We start from the raw sequence: 18,582 nt of genomic DNA on the forward strand, positions 1-18,582 counted from the left end.
AAACTGCAATTCATTTTAAGCTTTTAGTACCGTATAGACAGGTACTGGGAACTCGCCATGCAAGTCAACCAAGTCCAATAATACTAACGCGCCGACCACAGTATGGTCAGCCGATTGACACAGCTCGTAAGCGGTAGTCAACGTACCACCAGTCGCCAAGATATCATCGACCAATAGTACGCGCTCAGGCGGTAGATTGTTTTGCATCTCAAGCGTGTCTTTACCATATTCCAGTGCATAGGCTTTGTTGGCAACCGGTGGCGGCAGCTTACCTGGTTTACGTAGTAAGATCATGCCTTTGCCCAGACGACCTGCTAGCATACTGGCAAATACAAAACCGCGCGCTTCTACCGCACCCAGACAATCTACCTCGTCCATAAGCCCTTCTGGCAATGCGGCAAGTAGCGCGTCAATGACAGCGTCAATATGACTGCGCAGTAACGGGGTAATGTCATAAAAATCAATGCCAGCTTTTGGAAAGTCTGGTACTGTGCGAATAATCTGCCAAAACGGATGGTCAGTATTGAGCACATGAGACGTCTCATTGTTGGTGGCGGATGTGGCGGCGGCATTGGTACTCATGATGACCCTTAGCTTATGTATTTAGATGGTTTAGTTAGTTTAGATAAGACAACAACTGGATGATATATCAGCGATAAATGCTAAGCATTACTGTGAATTTAGCGGCGATTATTATAGCATAATTGGTTTTCGTATGGCGGGCTGGCGTCCAGTCTTGTTATTAAGCGCTAATAAGGTAACGTATGTGATTGACTTGATAAAAGAAAAGTCATCTCAATATACAAGTGTAAACTTAACTATGAAAATTGCGGTTATATGCTAAACTACGTGCGTTTTTGCAGTCTAATATAATAGCTGTAATATTAAAAATGAGCGTTTATAGCACGCTGTAACTGTAATACTGGTAATGATCGATAGGACTATTTATGAAACGTTATGAATGTATTGTCTGCGGCTGGATATATGATGAGGCGCTTGGCTGCCCAGAAGAAGGTATCGCACCTGGTACTAAGTGGGAAGACATCCCTGATGACTGGACTTGCCCTGAGTGCGGTGTCGGCAAGCTTGATTTTGAGATGCTTGAGCTGTAGTAGATGACCCTCTAATTAGGACACTTCATGACAAAATCAAATGACATCAATAGTGCCAAATTGCCTGAAACGCTAGATAACAATCTAGAAGATCATCTGAATAACTACCCTACTCCTGAGTGGCGCAAATTTGGGGAGCACCAATGGCGCGACTCTGACTTGAGTAAGCACCTCCGTCAAGCAATGATTGACATCGGTGATGGTATTGAGTTGTGTGTCGAAGCTGGCGGTAACCCTAACAATCCGCCGCTGCTGATGATCATGGGGCTAGGATCACAAATGATATTTTGGCCAGACAATTTTATTAAGCGCTTTATCGATGCTGGTTTTTTTGTGATTCGTTTTGATAATCGAGATATCGGCTTGTCTTCTAAAGTACAGATAGAAGGCTTACCGCGTATTAGCCAACTCAAAATGATGGTACGTCTACAAACAGGGCTGTCTAATAAAAGCACACAGGTTGCTTATAACTTGACAGACATGGCTGAAGACACCGCACGTCTAATTAAAGCACTCAAGCTTGGCAAGACACATCTGCTTGGGGCTTCGATGGGCGGTATGATTGCACAAATTGTGGCGGCACGTTATCCAAGCTTAGTGCAGCGAATGGCGCTTATGTTTACCACGACCAATCGTGCGTTTTTGAAGCCGCCAAAGCCCAAACAGCTATATACCCTTATCAATCGTCCAGAGAGCCACTCTGAGCGTGATATCGTGCGTCATAGCGTTTGGTTTATGAAGACCGTTGGTACACCAGGTCATGTGAATGTGCGTATGGTCCGTGAAATCGCTAAGATTCGTTATCAGCGCAATTTTCACCCGCTTGGTACAGTACAGCAGCTCAATGCTATCTTAGCATCAGGCTCTATCAGCCGATTTAGTAAGCAAGTTAAAGCACCAACGATTGTATTACATGGTAGCGCCGATGGACTCCTGCCGGCTTCGCAGGGCCGAGTCGTTGCCAAGACCATTCCTAATGCTACGTTCCATCTCATCGAAGGCATGGCGCATGACATTCCAGAGTATTATCAGCCTTATATGGTTGACTTAATCAGCAATCATTTATCGAGCAACTAGCTTTAAAAACATCAATATCAAAAAAAGAGTATAAAACCTAGCGAAAAATCACAGGTTTTACACTCTTTTTTATTGCCTATTTAATCCTAGAGCGTGTCCTCAATTCAATCGATAGTTATCTAAATGGGTTAAAAATGGCTAAATCTTGCCAAATAGTGTCAAATAGCTGACTAATATCTCGATATTATCTGCGCTATTTTCCTTGTTTGACTGCGATTTATCTCATTTTTATCACCACTCTTAAAACGAGGACACGCCCTAGTAATTGCATCAATCACAAGCGACACCAGCCCCTTCCTTATCTATACACATTTTATTCCCATTCTTTAGGTTACCAATCCACGCCTTACCACCTGTAAATACAAAGGATGGTTTGCCCTGATAGCTATCGTTAGCGTTCACACCACTATTAGCAAAGCGAAAAGGAATCACCAGCTCACCGCCTAAATTGACAAAGCCCCACTCTTCACCAATACGCACGCCAGCATATTCCTCAGAAAACGGACGCACTTCATCAAACGAATAGGTAATCATAGTGACATTATTGTCATCGACGAAACCCCATTTACCATCTTGCTGACGCGATTGAAGTGTCGTAAAACGCGTTGGTACAGACTCTAATGCTGTGCTAGATTTTTCGTTAGAAGAAGTAGATTTATTCACTGCCTGAGTGTCATTCTGAGCATTTGGATCATTCGCTGCATTACCGTTTTTATCCACCCAACTGGTTGCACGGCCTTTGCGTACACGCGCCACCCCATTACGATAATTATCAATATCATCAATCGCTGCAGAAAATGAGACAACGGTACTATTGGCTGTGTTAATCACACCATAGTTACCCTCTTTTTTTACCACGATACGCCCATCCGATACAGGCCGCGCCCATCCTTGACTCTCTGTCAATATATCGTACATGGCAGGCACGACTTCGCGGCCCTGCATATTGAGATAACCGACTCGACTGTTACGCAGTACAGGCAACAGACCGCCCGATAATTTATCGGCATCGACTTTTTGATAACGTGACAAATCAACGACTCGTTTGCCTTTTTTATCGATTAACGCCACTGGCGCACCAAAGTCTTTAATCGCCAAAAAGTAACTGCTACTGGCCGTGCAGGAGACGTTTTTGTAATAACTTTTTGGGATTTTACAGCTGGCGGCATGTGCGCTAGGCATCAAAAACAATGCGCTAGATAGCATCGTCACGACGACACTGTATTGCGATATTTTTGGTAGCAAGCCAGACAATGTATGTGGCTGTTTTTTTGATAGCAATCGTTGAAGCATAAATAAACCTAGACAAATAATATAGATTGTTTGGTATAACAAATCAGACGTTAAGTACATTATATCGTCAATCTACTATACATGTGTTGCCGCGTTAATGTCGCTTAAAGTGCTCCACACATATCCTCCCTACAAATATATCACTTGTATACATTATGCTCTTTTATACTCTTATGAATCGACGCTCTGATACAAATATTTTGATACAAATACCATTACCCAATTGTCATAAGTCTATTGTGAAAAACGTAGCTATATCAGATGCTTTGGTTATTTATTTGCGTCTAACGTGCCCAATAATTTTCCTTACAGCGATAGTATCTGTATTCACCGTAATAAATTATGGTTTTGCCATTTCATTTTGCACTTAAAACCACGACAATATGGCTCTATGTCAACATAAGTTCTGACATGATGCAATGATAATAAGAATGCTGTTATTCAAATACTGTTATAAGGACAAATTATGGCTATTGCTTCAACGCGATCTGCTCCTATTGGCTTAGTCATTGGTTGTATCATTTTTGGATTGGGCAGTTTGATTGTCGCTCATGTCGATATTGGTGGTTGGGCCATGTCGTTTTGGCGATTGGCTGTTTCTGGTCTTGTATTTGCGGTATTGGCTAAGATAATGGGTCAACGAATGCCCAAATCAAGACGCGCCATTTTTTATGCGCTACTATCAGGGGCGTTTTTAGGCTTAGATTTGGCACTGTGGCATGAGAGTATTTATGCGGTTGGGCCTGGTATTTCGACGCTGCTTAATAGTCTGCAAATATTTTTCTTGGCCGCGATTGGGTTTATGTATTTCAATGAGCGTCAGTCTATCGTACAGCTTATTAGTTTGTTTTTAGCCATGATAGGCGTGGCAATGATAGGTAGCCCTGAATTCGCACACAATACCGCTGCGACTTGGGGCTTTGTCACTGGGATTGTATCTGGTGCCATGCTAGCGGCTTCGATGACCTTTATCCGCAAAACGCACGATACGGAACCGACGCCTATATTTATGCTCATGCAGCTAATCAGTATCGGCGGCGTCTTAGCCATGATTATACCGATGTTTGTATTTGACACAGGTAATATTCTGCCCAATACATGGTCTGAGATTGGCTGGGTACTTATCTATGGTACAGTGATGCAATGCTTGGCATGGGGCTTGATTGCCTACTCTATTCCTAAACTATCTCTGGCACTGACTGGACTGCTATTATTGACTGAACCTATTGCAGCCCTTGTCATTGACTATAGCTGGCTGGACAAGCCGATTAACACTTTACAGTGGAGTGGCGCACTATTAACGATGTTTGCTATTTACTTAGGCTCATTGAAACCAAAGCCACGCGCCCTTCGCCGCTATCGTTTCTTTTCAAGATTTTATAAGCGTGACTATAAGTAATATTGATTTTTTCAATACTGTTGCTCAATATTGCCATACAAAAAGCGCCCATGCTATCGATAGCATGGGCGCTTTTTGTTAGATGAGATATGCTTTGACCATATTTATTTGATAGGCGCTAACTTCACTCTCATCAGTATTACTTATTTCGCTTCAGAACTTTGGTTAAACAAAGCATTTAACACGATAGCAGCTAAAGTAGCAGTACCGATACCGCCTAAATCAAAGCCACCTAAATGCAAGCTAAAGTTACCAGTACCCATAATGACCGTCACTGCTGCAATAATCAGATTGCTGTTTTTACTAAAATCAATATGGCTATCGATCCAGATTTTTATCCCAGCAACCGTGATAAGACCAAAGACAACAATAGAAGCACCGCCCAATAGAGCCGCTGGGATGGTCTGAATGATCGCACCAAACTTTGGTGACAGTCCCAATATGATAGCAACCAAACCTGCTACGACAAATATCGTCGTGCTATACACTTTGGTAACCGCCATGACACCGATATTTTCAGCATAAGTGGTGACACCTGTACCACCAAATCCTGCCGAAAAAGTCGTGGCTAAACCGTCCGCCAAAAATGCTCGGCCCATATAAGGGGTCACACGAGCCTTGGTCATACCCTCTACTGCCTTAAAATGCCCTAGGTTTTCAGCCACCAATATAAAGGCCACAGGTGCAATTAGGATAATAGCGCTCATCTCAAAGCGCGGCGTATGAATGCTTGGTAGTCCAAACCATGAAGCGGCAGCTACTGTACTAAAATCAATCGCAGTACCAAAGCCTAGAATATTGGTCATGACAAAATAAGCAACATACGACAGAACCAAACCGACGAGTAGCAACAGACGACGCAACATACCGCGAGTAAATACTGCAACACCACTAATGAGCAATACGGTCAAGGTAGCCATCCAAGCATCAAACTGATTGGCAGACACGCCTTGAATGGTCACTGGCGCCAAGTTAAGACCGATAATCATGACAATCGCACCTGTCACGATAGGCGGCATCAAACGCTCAATCCAACCTGTACCTGTCTTCATCACTAGCAGACCAATCAATGCATAAATAATACCGCAGGCCATAATACCGCCTAGCGCAACATTTAGATTGTCATTGAACCCTGCGCCTGCATAAGCGGTCACCGCGATGACTGGACCAATGAAAGCAAAGCTTGATCCCAAGTAGCTCGGCATGCGCCCACCGGTAATCATAAAGAACATTACCGTACAGATACCGGACATCAAGATAGCTAAGTTAGGATCAAACCCCATTAATAAAGGCGCAAGCACAGTTGCACCAAACATGGCAAACGTATGCTGTATGCCGAGCAATACGCTTTTTGATGGAGGTAAATAGTCGTTGATACCGACTGGATCACGATCCAAGTCACCCTTATAAGGACGCCATGTCGGAAACCAACGGCCATTTTCAAAATCTGGATTATGCGGATAATTGGTAGCGGCTGAATCAATGCCTGCAGACTCCAAGGCATTTTGAGTCGATAGATCTTGAGCGCTATTGTCTGACGTTGATGAAGGGTCTTTTTGAGATGGCATGCGCGCTTGTCCTATGTGAGCTAAGCTAAAGTAATAGGCTAGAATAACTGATAAAATAAGTATATTAATAAATGGATATATTTCTAAGGGCTTGTATAAATAGCAAAACGTTAAGTCTTTCTATCTATAATATGTCATCCTAATTCATTCATTTATGTTGTAATATGACAAACCAAAAGTATTATTTGGTATGATAGCCATATCTTGCTAGATGTATGAATACGGATATGTCTGACTGAAAAATTTAGTCTTTTTTAATCCGTCTTATTTTACGATGATAACCAACTTACAGGATGTTACATAGTTGTTGACTGCGAGCATGATAACGGAGTTTCAAAATAAATAAAAGTTATTATTCAACTGCCCTCAGTGCTCATTTACCTTATAACCTTCATAAATAGTGTCTCGCGCCCACCTATCAATGGTGACTAGGAGCGATAGCTGTCTATTATATTTTTCACAAAAGCGCCCAATGCCATAGATAAAATAGGCTAAAGCGCTTAAAATTTTTGGTGACTTATTATGATCAGTGTTTTTGATTTATTTAAAATCGGCATCGGCCCATCCAGTTCGCATACAGTCGGACCGATGGTCGCTGCAAACTTATTTTTGACCTCGCTAACTGAGCAGATGGAACTGACTGCGGTTAAGACCATTGAAATTGAACTATATGGTTCTTTGGCGGCGACCGGAAAAGGCCATGCAACAGATACCGCTATCTTGTTAGGACTGCTTGGACATACGCCTAGCACGATAGACACACGCATGACCAGTAGCTACCTATCTCCTATTTTCTCTGACAAGATTCTCAATGTATCAGGCACGCATACGATTGCTTTTGATACAGAGCAAGAAATCTACTGGTATGACGATACTGTGCTGCCTTATCACCCTAATGCATTGACGCTACGCGCTATTTCAACTGAAGGTGTTCGCTATCAGCAGACTTATTATTCAGTCGGTGGCGGTTTTGTCATTAATGAAGAAGATGCAACTAACCCAGACGAAGATCATGCCAGCCCGACCATCGATAGAGTTCCCTACCCGTTCAATAACGCAGCAGAGCTACTAGAGCAATGTCGTGAGCATGACTTGAGCATCAGCGAATTGGTACTAGCAAACGAATGTCACTTCCATGCCAAAGAAGAAGTATTTGCTTATCTAGATAGCATTTGGGAAGTCATGCAAGACTGCGTCAAACAAGGCTGTGAAAATGGCGGTATCCTACCGGGTGGGTTAGATGTAAAACGCCGTGCCCAAGATTTGCATACGCAGCTGTGTGCTGAAAAAGACCAACCTATCACCAAGACTGATAAGTTAGCCGCTATGGACTGGGTCGATTTGTACGCGCTCGCCGTTAATGAAGAAAACGCCAATGGCGGCAAAGTAGTCACGGCTCCAACCAATGGCGCAGCAGGTATCATTCCTGCCGTACTGCACTACTATCGTGACTTTTTGCCCAACTACAGCCAAGATGGCGTTCGTAAATTTTTGCTAAACGCCACTGCTATCGGCAGCCTGATCAAACAAAATGCATCAATCTCTGGTGCTGAAGTCGGTTGCCAAGGTGAAGTTGGTTCTGCGTGTGCAATGGCAGGCTCTGCACTGGCAGAAATCATGAATGGCACGCCAGCCAAATGTTTAAATGCGGCAGAGATTGGCATTGAGCATAATCTAGGCCTTACTTGTGATCCTATTGGCGGACTGGTACAAGTGCCTTGTATCGAGCGTAATGCGATGGGCGCAGTCAAGGCAATCAATGCAGCGCGCCTAGCCTGTAGAGGTAATGGTCAACACTTTGTCTCTTTAGACAAAGCGATAGAGACGATGAAGCAAACAGGTGCCGATATGTCTGATAAATATAAAGAAACAGCACGAGGCGGTCTGGCGGTCTATGCTGATAATAGAATCCCTACGGCAACACGCGGTGTCAGTGTTAATTATAGTCAGTGCTAGGTTGACTCCCTTAAAAATGATTTACTGACAACAAAAACAACAAAAAGGCCTCTAACGAATTAGAGGCCTTTTTGTCATGTACAACTGGTTTATCGTCTATATATTGCTATCAATATTATTCAGCAGTTTTTGATACCACTTCGTTTAGAATCCAAACTGGCTGTACGACATTTGAGCCTTCTGCGGTTACTGCTTCTTGGCGTACATCTAGCACATAACGATAGTTCGGCTCATAGGTAAAGCCTTGAATATTACCGTTTAGCGTGGTGTAGTTTTTCTGATAGGTCTGACGATACTGCAAGCACTGTGATTCAACCATGCTGCCATCAGTAGCAGTCAAGTCACATACTGCTTTACGCGGTGCAATTTCCACTTCAAAACTTGGGATGTTTACTACTTTTACATTCATAGGTTGTCCTTCAACGACCATCGTGCGCTCATCATCCATACTCATCGTAGAGCAACCAGAAAGGGCAAAAGTTGTCATCAATGCTGCAAGTGCTAATTTCTTCATTATTCAATCCTCAGATAATTGTTATTGATTCTTTATTAATAGTTTAGTTACTGGCTTAACTACTAACTTATGGTTGCTTAGATAAAATTATTATTTTGAACACCTTATCTTGCTTTGCTACAAGCTAACAAGGTCATTTGCTTTTTACTGAAACCAGTATAGGCCGCTATTCGTCATGCCCTCTATGACTGCTTTGTAAAGTAACGTCAGCTTTTGCAACTGATGTTAATGAAGCGTATTAAATAGCAGAGTTATTTGCTACTGAGCAGAAGTTTGACACTAAAAAGCCAGAACAATATTTGTTCTGGCTTTGATACAACTATGCACATTCTGTTTTGCTAAGAATGACTAGCTACGATAATCAGCGTTTATTTTGACGTAATCGTATGATAGATCGCAGGTATATACGGTATCGCTAGCATCACCACGTGCAAGGTCGATATGAATGGTAATCTCAGGTCGGCTCATGACTGTTTTGCCCGCCTCCTCTGTATAGTCAGGTGCAACACCGCCATTTTGACAAATCATTACCTCGTCTAGATACACATCAACTTGCTCTGTATCTAAATTTTCGATACCAGCATAGCCCACTGCTGCTAATATGCGTCCCCAGTTAGCATCACTAGCAAAGAATGCCGTTTTTACCAAGGGTGAATGTGCGACTGCATAAGCCACATCGCAGCACTCTTGCGTGGTTTGACCACCAGTCACTTTGACCGTCATGAATTTAGTAGCGCCTTCGCCATCACGCACAATCAGTTGTGCCAGACGGACAAACACATCAACCAATGCATCGAATACAGGCTGATAATGTGGATGCTCTGGACTATCAATCACCTCTGAGCTAGCAGCGCCTGTTGCAATCAACACACAACAGTCATTGGTTGAGGTATCGCCGTCGACAGTGATTCGGTTGAAAGACTGTTCATTGATAGCGCTTAGCATCTCTTGTAATAAGTCAGCTGCGATGTTGGCATCTGTCGCCACATAGCCCAGCATAGTTGCCATATTCGGGCGTATCATTCCTGAGCCTTTAGACATACCAGTGACATGATAGCTAGTACCTGCCACATCAATTTTTTGGCTGGCTAATTTAGGAATAGTATCTGTCGTACGAATGCCATTAGCAGCAGCTAGCCAACTATCAGACGCTAGATTAGCCAATGCATTATCCAGACCTGCGATGACGGCATCACTATTTAACGGCTCACCAATCACACCAGTAGAGAATGGCAATATCGCATTGGTATCTACACCGGCCTTTTCAGCCAATGCTGTACAGATATCAATGGCTCGGCGCTTGCCATCAGCGCCCGTACCTGCATTTGCGTTACCTGTATTAGTGACTAAATAGCGCGGACTGACCTTAGCAAAGTGCTCACGCAATACTCGCACTGGCGCTGCACAAAAGGTGTTTTTAGTGGTGACAACCGCAGTAGTAGCTTTGTCAGATATTTCGATAACTACTAGATCATCGCGGTCCTTATAACGGACACCTGCCGCTGTGGCACTGAGTTTGATACCATCGATAGGATAGATAACGTCAGGTACTGATACATTTCCAACAGCCATAATAAAATCCTTATTTTTCAATTTTTATCGTTATTTACGGAATACTAAGTGATAAACACTACAGTCAGTTCAAGACAGTTCAGATCCAAGAAGAACTAGCTGCAGCACTACAATAAGCAGACTGAACAAGCTAATCATCGTATCTAATTGACATGATAATTGACTATATGTAGGTATCACGGTATATAAGTATTACGGTTTCTTTAGGTCAAATGCTGACCAAATCGGTGCATGGTCAGACGGTTTTTCCATAGCACGTAGCTCATAACTGATACCAGCATCGATACATTTATCGATTAAGTCTGAAGTGCATAGGATATGATCAATACGTAACCCGCGCTTAGGTTCATCATTGAAGCCGCGACTGCGATAATCAAACCAGCTGTATAACTCGGTGCTCTCTGGATAATGCAGACGGTAAGTATCTGTCAGCTCACGTGACATCAATGCTGAATACCATTCACGCTCTTCTGGCAGAAATGAGGTTTTTCTATTTTTCAGCCAACGCTTAGCATTAACTTCACCAATACCAATATCGATATCTTCTGGTGCAATATTCATATCACCCATGACGATAATCGAACGACCTTCCGCTTTTAGCGTATCAATATAAGCCATCAAATTGGCATAATAAGCGCGCTTCATTGGAAATTTGGTCGGGTGATCTTGGCTCTCTCCTTGCGGAAAATACCCGTTAAGTACATCTACTTCACGACCTTCAAACTCATAACGTGCATGGATAAAGCGCTTTTGGGCTTCTTCATCTTCGCCAGGGAAGCCTTTTTGTACGAATACAGGTGCAGCTTTGGATAATAGTGCGACGCCGTAATGCCCTTTTTGTCCAAAGTACTCTACGTGGTAGCCCAGACCTTCGATATCGCTAAGCGGAAATTGATCATCATGAACCTTGGTTTCTTGTAGGCCCATGACATCAGGATCGATTACCTCACGCACCGCCTCGAGCTGATGCTGACGTGCGCGGATACCATTGATGTTAAAACTGACAAAACGGGTCATAAACTGTCCTATACTGATTGGTTAGAATATAGCGCTCTATAAATAGGTGAAATATAAACGACTATGATAACAAATGTAAGCGGTTCTAGCGGTTGCATGGCCTGATATCTTGAGCTAGAGTAACTCTATTATAAGCACTATCTATTATTGGTCTATCTGAAACACTTTTATTCAACAATACTTATTAAGAATATCGAGCATCATTATGACAACAATTAAGCAAAAAAATACGACATCAGCCATGAATGATGACACCAAACCATTATTTGCTAAAGACTATAACGTCTATATTAACCATACTGATGCTGGCGGTATAGTCTATCACGCCAATCACTTGGTGTTTTTTGAAAACTGCCGACGCGACTGGTTTACTGAGCTGGGCTTAAATGGATATTTTTTGCAGACTGACAGTGGTGAAGTGCAGCATTTTGTCGTGAGTCAGGCCGACTTGCAATACAAAAGAGCCATTCTATTAGATGAGGTAATTAGCGTACGTATTGATAAAGTGGAGCTAAAACCTGCCAGCATCATATTTTACCAAAGTATATATCGCAATCTACCAAATCATAGTACTACCGAAACAGATGATAGCCAGCTCCTAAGCAGCACCAAAATCGTTATTGCCTGCGTACAAAACCTCGTCAAACCAGAGCCAATGAGTAATGACGAGATAGGCAGCGATAAACAAGATACTGCAGCGACAACCCCACCAATGCGTCCTATTCGTGTACCAAAAAAACTGCGCGTTACGATCGAACAAGCTATCGACGAGCAAGTAAATGGTCAGCAGTAGAACGCTATGAGCATAGATACGGATAGAGTGTTGCTTGAATTTGATAACCTATGGGTACATAGCCAACGGACGATAAATGCTCAAAGCATTAAAAATAGCAAAGAAGCCTCGAATAAAATCTCTATGCCGTATAGCATTTATCAAAAATGGGCAAGCAAGCTAACCGCAGACGCTTCACTGGATAAAGAGCCATCAACTCCTGATCGAACGCTAATAAGCGGTGCGAGCGGTACGCTATTGTCAGGGCAAGTTACTGTTTTGACAGGAGCGTCTGGTAGCGGTAAATCAGTACTGTTGCGAATATTGGCAGGGTTACTTCCCATGAGCAGCGGTACTGTTCGTTTGCGCAATGATGGCAAGTTGAGTAGTGATTACTATGATATTCACAAAACTGCACCTGTACTGTGGCGCCAGCAAGTTGCCCTACTCGCTCAGCATCCACAGTTGCTAGACGGCAGTGTCCTTGAAAACCTACAAATGCCTTATCAATTGCATGCTCATCAATCGCAGACTTTTGATAGAGACTGGCATATTGCTCAGCTTGAACACTTAGATAGAAGTGCAGATTTTTTGCAACAAGACGCCAAGCACTTATCTGGTGGCGAGCGCCAACTGGTCAATACATTGCGTCTATTACAGTTCAATCCAAAAGTTCTATTGCTAGATGAACCAACTGCTGCTTTGGACATTGACACTTCAACACAGCTAGTCAACTTACTCTTTAACTGGTTGCACGCCGATGCACAGCGCACACTCCTATGGGTAACTCATGACACAAAAGATATCATGCCTTTGGCAAATAGACATTGGCATATGCAAGCAGGTGTACTCACCGCAGACTCTTGAAGAACTTTTATACAAGAATATCTAATCAAATGAGTAAGTCTTCATATAGCTGCTCGGACAATTTAGCACGTTAATAACTTCAACCCTCACCATATATTATTACCATAATTACTTCCTAAATAAGCTCATACGAGTGGTACGAATGATATGCAAATTTTTCTCACTTATAGTGATATTGCTCTTGCCAGTAGTTTAATTATTATCGTGTTACTCATCTCTTGGCGCTTACGGTTAAGACTAAGCAAGACCCTTTTGATAGCGGCACTTCGTACGATTATACAGCTTAGCTTTATTGGGCTGATACTGGCGTGGATTTTTGCACGTGAACAATGGTATGAAGTGCTACTTATCTTAACGGTCATGACTTTAATTGCAGGAAGTGCCGCCAAAAATCGCGTTAAACGCAGTTATAAGGGGTTATTAACAGATACGTTATTGGCAGTCGGTATCTCAGCAATACTAGTAACGGCGATTGCGATTATAGCGATTTTGAATGTGCAGCCTTGGTATACACCACAATTCATTATTCCTATATTGGGTCTGATATTAGGTAACTCTCTGACTGCCATTTCGTTGACAAGCAATCAATTGATTGAATCCTTTCATGAGCAATCTGGACGTATCGAGATGATGCTCAGTCTATCTGCTAAGCCATTCGAAGCCGTCCATGAGCAGATAAAAGCAGCTATCACTAATGGCATGACTCCAACCCTGAACTCTATGCTAGTCGTCGGTATTGTTAGCTTACCAGGCATGATGACGGGTCAAATTCTAGCGGGCGCCGATCCCACTCAAGCCGTACGCTATCAAATAGTCACTATGTTCCTGATATGTGTCAGCAGCACGCTTGGCTGCACCATCAGTGCCTTACTCATTTATCGACGTTTTTTTAATAAAAAAGATCAATTCATTTTACTGCAATAGTCTTAGCATCTACATTCCTGTGTTTTTTGTCAGCTTACCAATATTAATTATCTAATCCTTCTTTTGTCAGCCAGCAAAGTTACTATATTCTAATAAGTTAATATATGTACTGCTCAGTATCGCTTACTGTTATTGTTTTAAACTAAATTCATGCTAATGTATTGCTCAAATGTATCGTTTTTTTGATACTTTATTTGTAAGCAGCAGATAAACAGTTTTAGAACGAGCATTATTTTTATTACTAAACATTTTATTTGTTTGTTCTATTTAATGCTTTATCTAAATATTTATTAAATAGAATGCTGTGATAGCAGCAAAAAGACTAGCTATTAATCAATAGACAAGGATGCTATTGAATATAGTATATATCGCCTAAATAAGTGGTGGTTTGTACTATTGATAAATTAACAACTATCCTCTTAAACCATTTTAGCCTATATCAAATCGCAAGGATGCTAACTATGATATCGAACAAACCTTGGCTTTCTCAATATCCAGCCGGTGTGCCAAAAACCATTAATCCCGATAGATATAGCAGCATCATGGAGCTGTACGAAGAATGCTTCGATCGCTTCCGTGGACATCCGATGAGCATTTGTATGGGAGTTACTCATACTTATGGTGATATTGATAATGCTTCGATGGCAGTCGCTGCTTGGCTACAGAACCAAGGCTTGCCAAAAGGTAGTGTCGTCGCTCTCATGATGCCAAACGTTCCACAGTATCTGCCCACCATGATTGGAATACTACGTGCAGGCTACGTTTGTACCCCTGTCAACCCACTATATACTGGCCGAGAATTACGCCATCAGCTTAACGACTCAGGTGCCCAGGCAATCTTTGTGGTTGATAACTTTGCCCAAGCGCTTGAGCAAGTTATTGAAGAAACGGCTATCAAACGTGTCATCCTATCGAAGATGGGCGATATGATGGGTTTGAAAGGTATTTTGGTCAATACAATTATTCGTCAGGTCAAACGCTTAGTGCCCAAATACAACCTTAACGATCCTAAGTACCATGTCACTAAGTTTCCTGAAGTATTGAAAAAAGGTAAAAACCTACCTTTTCAGCAACCAAAAATGTCTTTGGATCAAAAAGCATTTTTACAATATACAGGTGGTACCACAGGACTTTCGAAAGGCGCTATTTTGTCGCAGCGTAATATCGTAGCAGCAGCGATGCAATCAGAAGCATGGACTCGCCCTATCACATCAGAAATTAACGAAGTGTACATCAATATGGTAATGGCGCTGCCGCTCTATCATATTTTTGCATTCATGCTTAGCCTACTTGGTATGCGCTCAGGCTATACCTTTATACTAGTACCTAATCCACGTGATATTCCTGGATTTGTTAAAACTTTATCAAAACAACCATTCCATATTTTCCCTGCAGTAAATACCCTCTTTAAGGGGCTGCTCGATAATCCTAATTTTAAAGATTTGGACTTTAGCTCTTTACGTATCTCACAAGCTGGTGGTATGGCGGCTACTGAGCAAACTGCGAATCGCTGGTTAGAAGTAACTGGCTGCGCGATGATCGAAGGTTGGGGTATGACAGAAGGCGTTGCAGTCGGCACCGCCAACGTTATTACCAATCGTGAGTTTAACGGTACTATCGGTGTGCCAGCCCCTGGTGTCGATGTTATTATTATCGATGAAGACGGCAGGCATGTAGATCTAAACGAAGGGGGCGAGCTATGTATTAAAGGCCCTAACGTAACCTCTGGATATCTAAATAGAGACAGTAGTGCTGATTTTACTAGTGATGGTTATTTCCGCACTGGTGATATCGTCAGCATGGATGACAAGGGTTATATTAAACTGCTAGATCGCAAAAAAGACATGATCTTGGTTTCAGGCTTCAATGTATTTCCAAACGAAATTGAGTCCGTGATGCTTGATTGTGATGGTATTCTTGACTGCGCGGTAATTGGCATTCCTGATAGTCATCAAGGTGAAGCGGTCAAAATATACGTAGTACCTGAAGACAATAATGTTACCAAAGAAGTGATTACAGATTTTGCGTTAGACAATCTAACGGGTTATAAGTGTCCACGTCACATTGAGTTTGTGAGCGACTTACCAAAGAGTAATGTCGGTAAAGTACTGCGTCAAAAATTGCGTGAAAAACACAATGCAGACTACCCTCAAGTATAAATAGAGACAATTTTTAAAAAATTCTAAAAACATGAATTTATTTTTACTAAAGGCATCTTACAGTAATTGTAAGATGCCCTTTTTGTATATTTATTTTCTGTCATTCAACTATAAAATTTCTCTATTATAATTACTACAAATCTACTTTCATATTCAGTTATATGACATTTTTTGAATAAATTTCATGTTAATTACTTGATAAGAAAGTAAATTATTTGTCTAGGTATTTTCTGATTATTCAACATATATTATTTCATTTATCAAATTTAACTGTAAACTATCAAGTTCTTGTATAAGAATAACAGGCACGGTTGTAGTTATGTTAATGTATTGCCAAAATGTGTCACTATACTTTCTGTTATTTTGATCTTATATAATTATGATTCATATCGATTGATTAGCAGCATTACTAGTAGCTATTTTCATTACCAAAACATTAATTGGTTTTTTAATCTGATGAGCTATTTATGCTCTGTGATTAAATCAAACTTTATAAGGGCCCCGTATTTTAGCAGTATGTGAACATATAGGATAGCACTCGACAATTTCTTGCTAACGGAACAGCGATTTAAATTGTTGACATGGATGTGACTACTTTTTTATAGAGCCTTAATTTATTTTAATATTTAAGGACGCTAATCATGACTGTAGATAAACCTTGGCTTGCTCAATACCCAGAAAATGTACCCAAGACGATTAATCCTGATCAGTATGAAAGCCTCATAGAGTTATATGAAGAGTGTTTTAACCGCTTTCGTATGCATCCGATGACTATCTGTATGGGTGTGACGCATACTTATGGTGATGTTGATAACGCTTCACTGGCAGTAGCAGCATGGTTACAAGCTCAAGGTTTACCTAAAGGTAGCGTAGTGGCTCTCATGATGCCGAACGTTCCACAATACCTACCGACTATGATTGGTATTCTGCGTGCAGGTTACGTTTGTACACCTATTAATCCGCTATATACAGGCCGTGAGCTACGTCATCAATTGAACGACTCGGGCGCTCAGGTTATTTTTGTTGTGGATAACTTTGCTCAAGCTTTAGAACAAGTCATTGAAGAAACCAATATCAAACGTATCGTGCTGTCAAAAATGGGCGATATGATGGGTTTAAAAGGTATTTTGGTCAATACAGTCATCCGTCAGGTCAAACGCTTGGTTCCAAAATACAACCTGAACGATCCTAAGTACAATGTCACTAAATTCCCTGAAGTATTGAAAAAGGGAAAAAACCTACCGATTCAAGCACCAAAAACCACCCTACAACAAAAAGCGATTTTGCAATATACAGGTGGTACGACTGGGTTATCTAAAGGTGCTGTCCTAACACAACGTAATGTCGTTGCTGCTGCTATGCAATCAGAGGCATGGTATCGCCCTGTGACCTCAGGTATCAACGAAGTATACATCAATATGGTTATGGCCTTACCGCTGTATCATATTTTTGCCTTTATGCTGAGTTTGCTCGGTATGCGTTCAGGTTATACCTTTATCCTAGTACCTAATCCGCGCGATATGCCAGGGTTTATTAAAACGTTATCAAAACAACCATTCCACATCTTTCCTGCAGTCAACACTCTATTCAAAGGGTTACTTGACCAGTCAAACTTTAAAGACTTAGACTTTAGCTCGTTACGTATCACTCAAGCTGGTGGTATGGCGGCAACTGAGCAAACCGCAGCACGTTGGTTAGAAGTGACTGGCTGCCCTATGGTTGAAGGTTGGGGTATGACTGAAGGCGTGGCTGGTGGTACTGCCAACGTTATCACTGACCGCAAGTTCAACGGTACTATTGGTATACCTGTACCGAGTGTCGATATTATCGTGATTGACGAAAACGGTGAGCGTGTTGGTATGCATCAAGCAGGCGAGATGTGTATCAAAGGTCCAAACGTAATGTCAGGATACTTTAATAAAGACAATAGCAATGACTTTACTCGTGATGGCTACTTCCGCACTGGCGATATCGTTAGCATGGATGAAAAAGGCTACTTTACTCTACTAGATCGCAAGAAAGACATGATCTTAGTTTCAGGCTTCAATGTATTTCCGAATGAGATCGAATCTGTCATGCTTGATTGTGATGGTATTGTCGATTGTGCCGTAATTGGTATTCCTGATGAAAATCAAGGTGAAGCGGTTAAAATTTATATCGTACCTGCCGATAATAACGTCACTAAAGAAGTCATCAAAGAATTCGCACTTGAAAATTTGACTGGTTATAAATGTCCACGTCATATTGAGTTTGTCAGTGAACTACCAAAGAGTAATGTTGGTAAAGTACTACGTCAAAAGCTGCGTGAACAGCATATGTCAAATAATCCTCAAACGTTGTAATACTTGCTCT

At 41.7% G+C, this 18,582-nt stretch carries 15 protein-coding genes; 9 read left to right on the forward strand and 6 right to left on the reverse strand.

The features are described from left to right. Window positions 1-15: 15 nt before the first annotated feature. The gene (locus FQV37_RS06795; protein ID WP_057759806.1) at window positions 16-582 is read right to left on the reverse strand and encodes an adenine phosphoribosyltransferase; all 567 of its coding nucleotides are present in this window, start codon (window positions 580-582) and stop codon (window positions 16-18) included. A 365-nt stretch (window positions 583-947) separates the two neighbouring features. Here FQV37_RS06795 and FQV37_RS06800 point away from each other — a divergent pair, with 365 nt between their 5' ends. Further along, the gene (locus FQV37_RS06800; RefSeq protein WP_057759803.1) at window positions 948-1,112 is read left to right on the forward strand and encodes a rubredoxin; all 165 of its coding nucleotides are present in this window, start codon (window positions 948-950) and stop codon (window positions 1,110-1,112) included. A 27-nt stretch (window positions 1,113-1,139) separates the two neighbouring features. Further along, on the forward strand, window positions 1,140-2,189 hold the full coding sequence (locus FQV37_RS06805) for an alpha/beta fold hydrolase (RefSeq protein WP_057759800.1): 1,050 nt from the start codon (window positions 1,140-1,142) through the stop codon (window positions 2,187-2,189). Between the two features lie 270 nt (window positions 2,190-2,459). On the opposite strand, the gene FQV37_RS06810 is transcribed toward FQV37_RS06805, so the two are convergent. Next, window positions 2,460-3,482 carry a WG repeat-containing protein gene (locus tag FQV37_RS06810; protein WP_160021853.1) on the reverse strand — a complete coding sequence of 341 codons (1,023 nt, stop codon included), beginning with the start codon at window positions 3,480-3,482 and terminating at the stop codon, window positions 2,460-2,462. Window positions 3,483-3,948: 466 nt separating this feature from the next. Here FQV37_RS06810 and FQV37_RS06815 point away from each other — a divergent pair, with 466 nt between their 5' ends. Further along, window positions 3,949-4,881 (forward strand): DMT family transporter, encoded by a 933-nt coding sequence (locus FQV37_RS06815; RefSeq protein WP_160021855.1) that lies wholly within the window; start codon window positions 3,949-3,951, stop codon window positions 4,879-4,881. Window positions 4,882-5,024: 143 nt separating this feature from the next. Here FQV37_RS06815 and FQV37_RS06820 read toward each other — a convergent pair whose 3' ends face one another. Continuing rightward, complete coding sequence (locus FQV37_RS06820) at window positions 5,025-6,449, reverse strand: solute carrier family 23 protein (protein ID WP_160021857.1); 1,425 nt, start codon at window positions 6,447-6,449, stop codon at window positions 5,025-5,027. 522 nt (window positions 6,450-6,971) lie between these two features. On the opposite strand from FQV37_RS06820, the gene FQV37_RS06825 reads away from it, so the two are divergent. Then, the gene (locus FQV37_RS06825) at window positions 6,972-8,405 is read left to right on the forward strand and encodes an L-serine ammonia-lyase (protein ID WP_160021859.1); all 1,434 of its coding nucleotides are present in this window, start codon (window positions 6,972-6,974) and stop codon (window positions 8,403-8,405) included. A 115-nt stretch (window positions 8,406-8,520) separates the two neighbouring features. Here FQV37_RS06825 and FQV37_RS06830 read toward each other — a convergent pair whose 3' ends face one another. The 3 genes from FQV37_RS06830 to xthA all read right to left on the reverse strand — a co-directional run bounded on the left by FQV37_RS06830 (window position 8,521) and on the right by xthA (window position 11,508). Next, a complete protein-coding gene (locus FQV37_RS06830) occupies window positions 8,521-8,919 on the reverse strand; it encodes a DUF4377 domain-containing protein (protein ID WP_101204449.1) in 399 nt (132 codons plus the stop codon). 348 nt (window positions 8,920-9,267) lie between these two features. Next, on the reverse strand, window positions 9,268-10,491 hold the full coding sequence (argJ, locus tag FQV37_RS06835; RefSeq protein WP_160021861.1) for a bifunctional glutamate N-acetyltransferase/amino-acid acetyltransferase ArgJ: 1,224 nt from the start codon (window positions 10,489-10,491) through the stop codon (window positions 9,268-9,270). A 192-nt stretch (window positions 10,492-10,683) separates the two neighbouring features. Next, the gene (gene xthA / locus FQV37_RS06840) at window positions 10,684-11,508 is read right to left on the reverse strand and encodes an exodeoxyribonuclease III (RefSeq protein WP_057759777.1); all 825 of its coding nucleotides are present in this window, start codon (window positions 11,506-11,508) and stop codon (window positions 10,684-10,686) included. A gap of 205 nt (window positions 11,509-11,713) precedes the next feature. On the opposite strand from xthA, the gene FQV37_RS06845 reads away from it, so the two are divergent. The 5 genes from FQV37_RS06845 (at window position 11,714) to FQV37_RS06865 (ending at window position 18,572) form a co-directional block, all read left to right on the forward strand. Further along, window positions 11,714-12,301, forward strand: coding sequence for a thioesterase family protein (locus FQV37_RS06845; RefSeq protein ID WP_160021863.1), 588 nt, complete (start codon window positions 11,714-11,716; stop codon window positions 12,299-12,301). Between the two features lie 6 nt (window positions 12,302-12,307). Then, on the forward strand, window positions 12,308-13,147 hold the full coding sequence (locus FQV37_RS06850; protein WP_160021865.1) for an ABC transporter ATP-binding protein: 840 nt from the start codon (window positions 12,308-12,310) through the stop codon (window positions 13,145-13,147). A gap of 147 nt (window positions 13,148-13,294) precedes the next feature. Then, a complete protein-coding gene (locus FQV37_RS06855; protein WP_160021867.1) occupies window positions 13,295-14,071 on the forward strand; it encodes an ABC transporter permease in 777 nt (258 codons plus the stop codon). A 461-nt stretch (window positions 14,072-14,532) separates the two neighbouring features. Next, the gene (locus FQV37_RS06860; RefSeq protein WP_102092208.1) at window positions 14,533-16,230 is read left to right on the forward strand and encodes an AMP-binding protein; all 1,698 of its coding nucleotides are present in this window, start codon (window positions 14,533-14,535) and stop codon (window positions 16,228-16,230) included. A 641-nt stretch (window positions 16,231-16,871) separates the two neighbouring features. Then, the gene (locus tag FQV37_RS06865) at window positions 16,872-18,572 is read left to right on the forward strand and encodes an AMP-binding protein (RefSeq protein WP_102092207.1); all 1,701 of its coding nucleotides are present in this window, start codon (window positions 16,872-16,874) and stop codon (window positions 18,570-18,572) included. Window positions 18,573-18,582: the final 10 nt, after the last annotated feature.

The organism is Psychrobacter nivimaris, assembly GCF_009812035.1.
Classification (GTDB): Bacteria; Pseudomonadota; Gammaproteobacteria; order Pseudomonadales; family Moraxellaceae; genus Psychrobacter; species Psychrobacter nivimaris.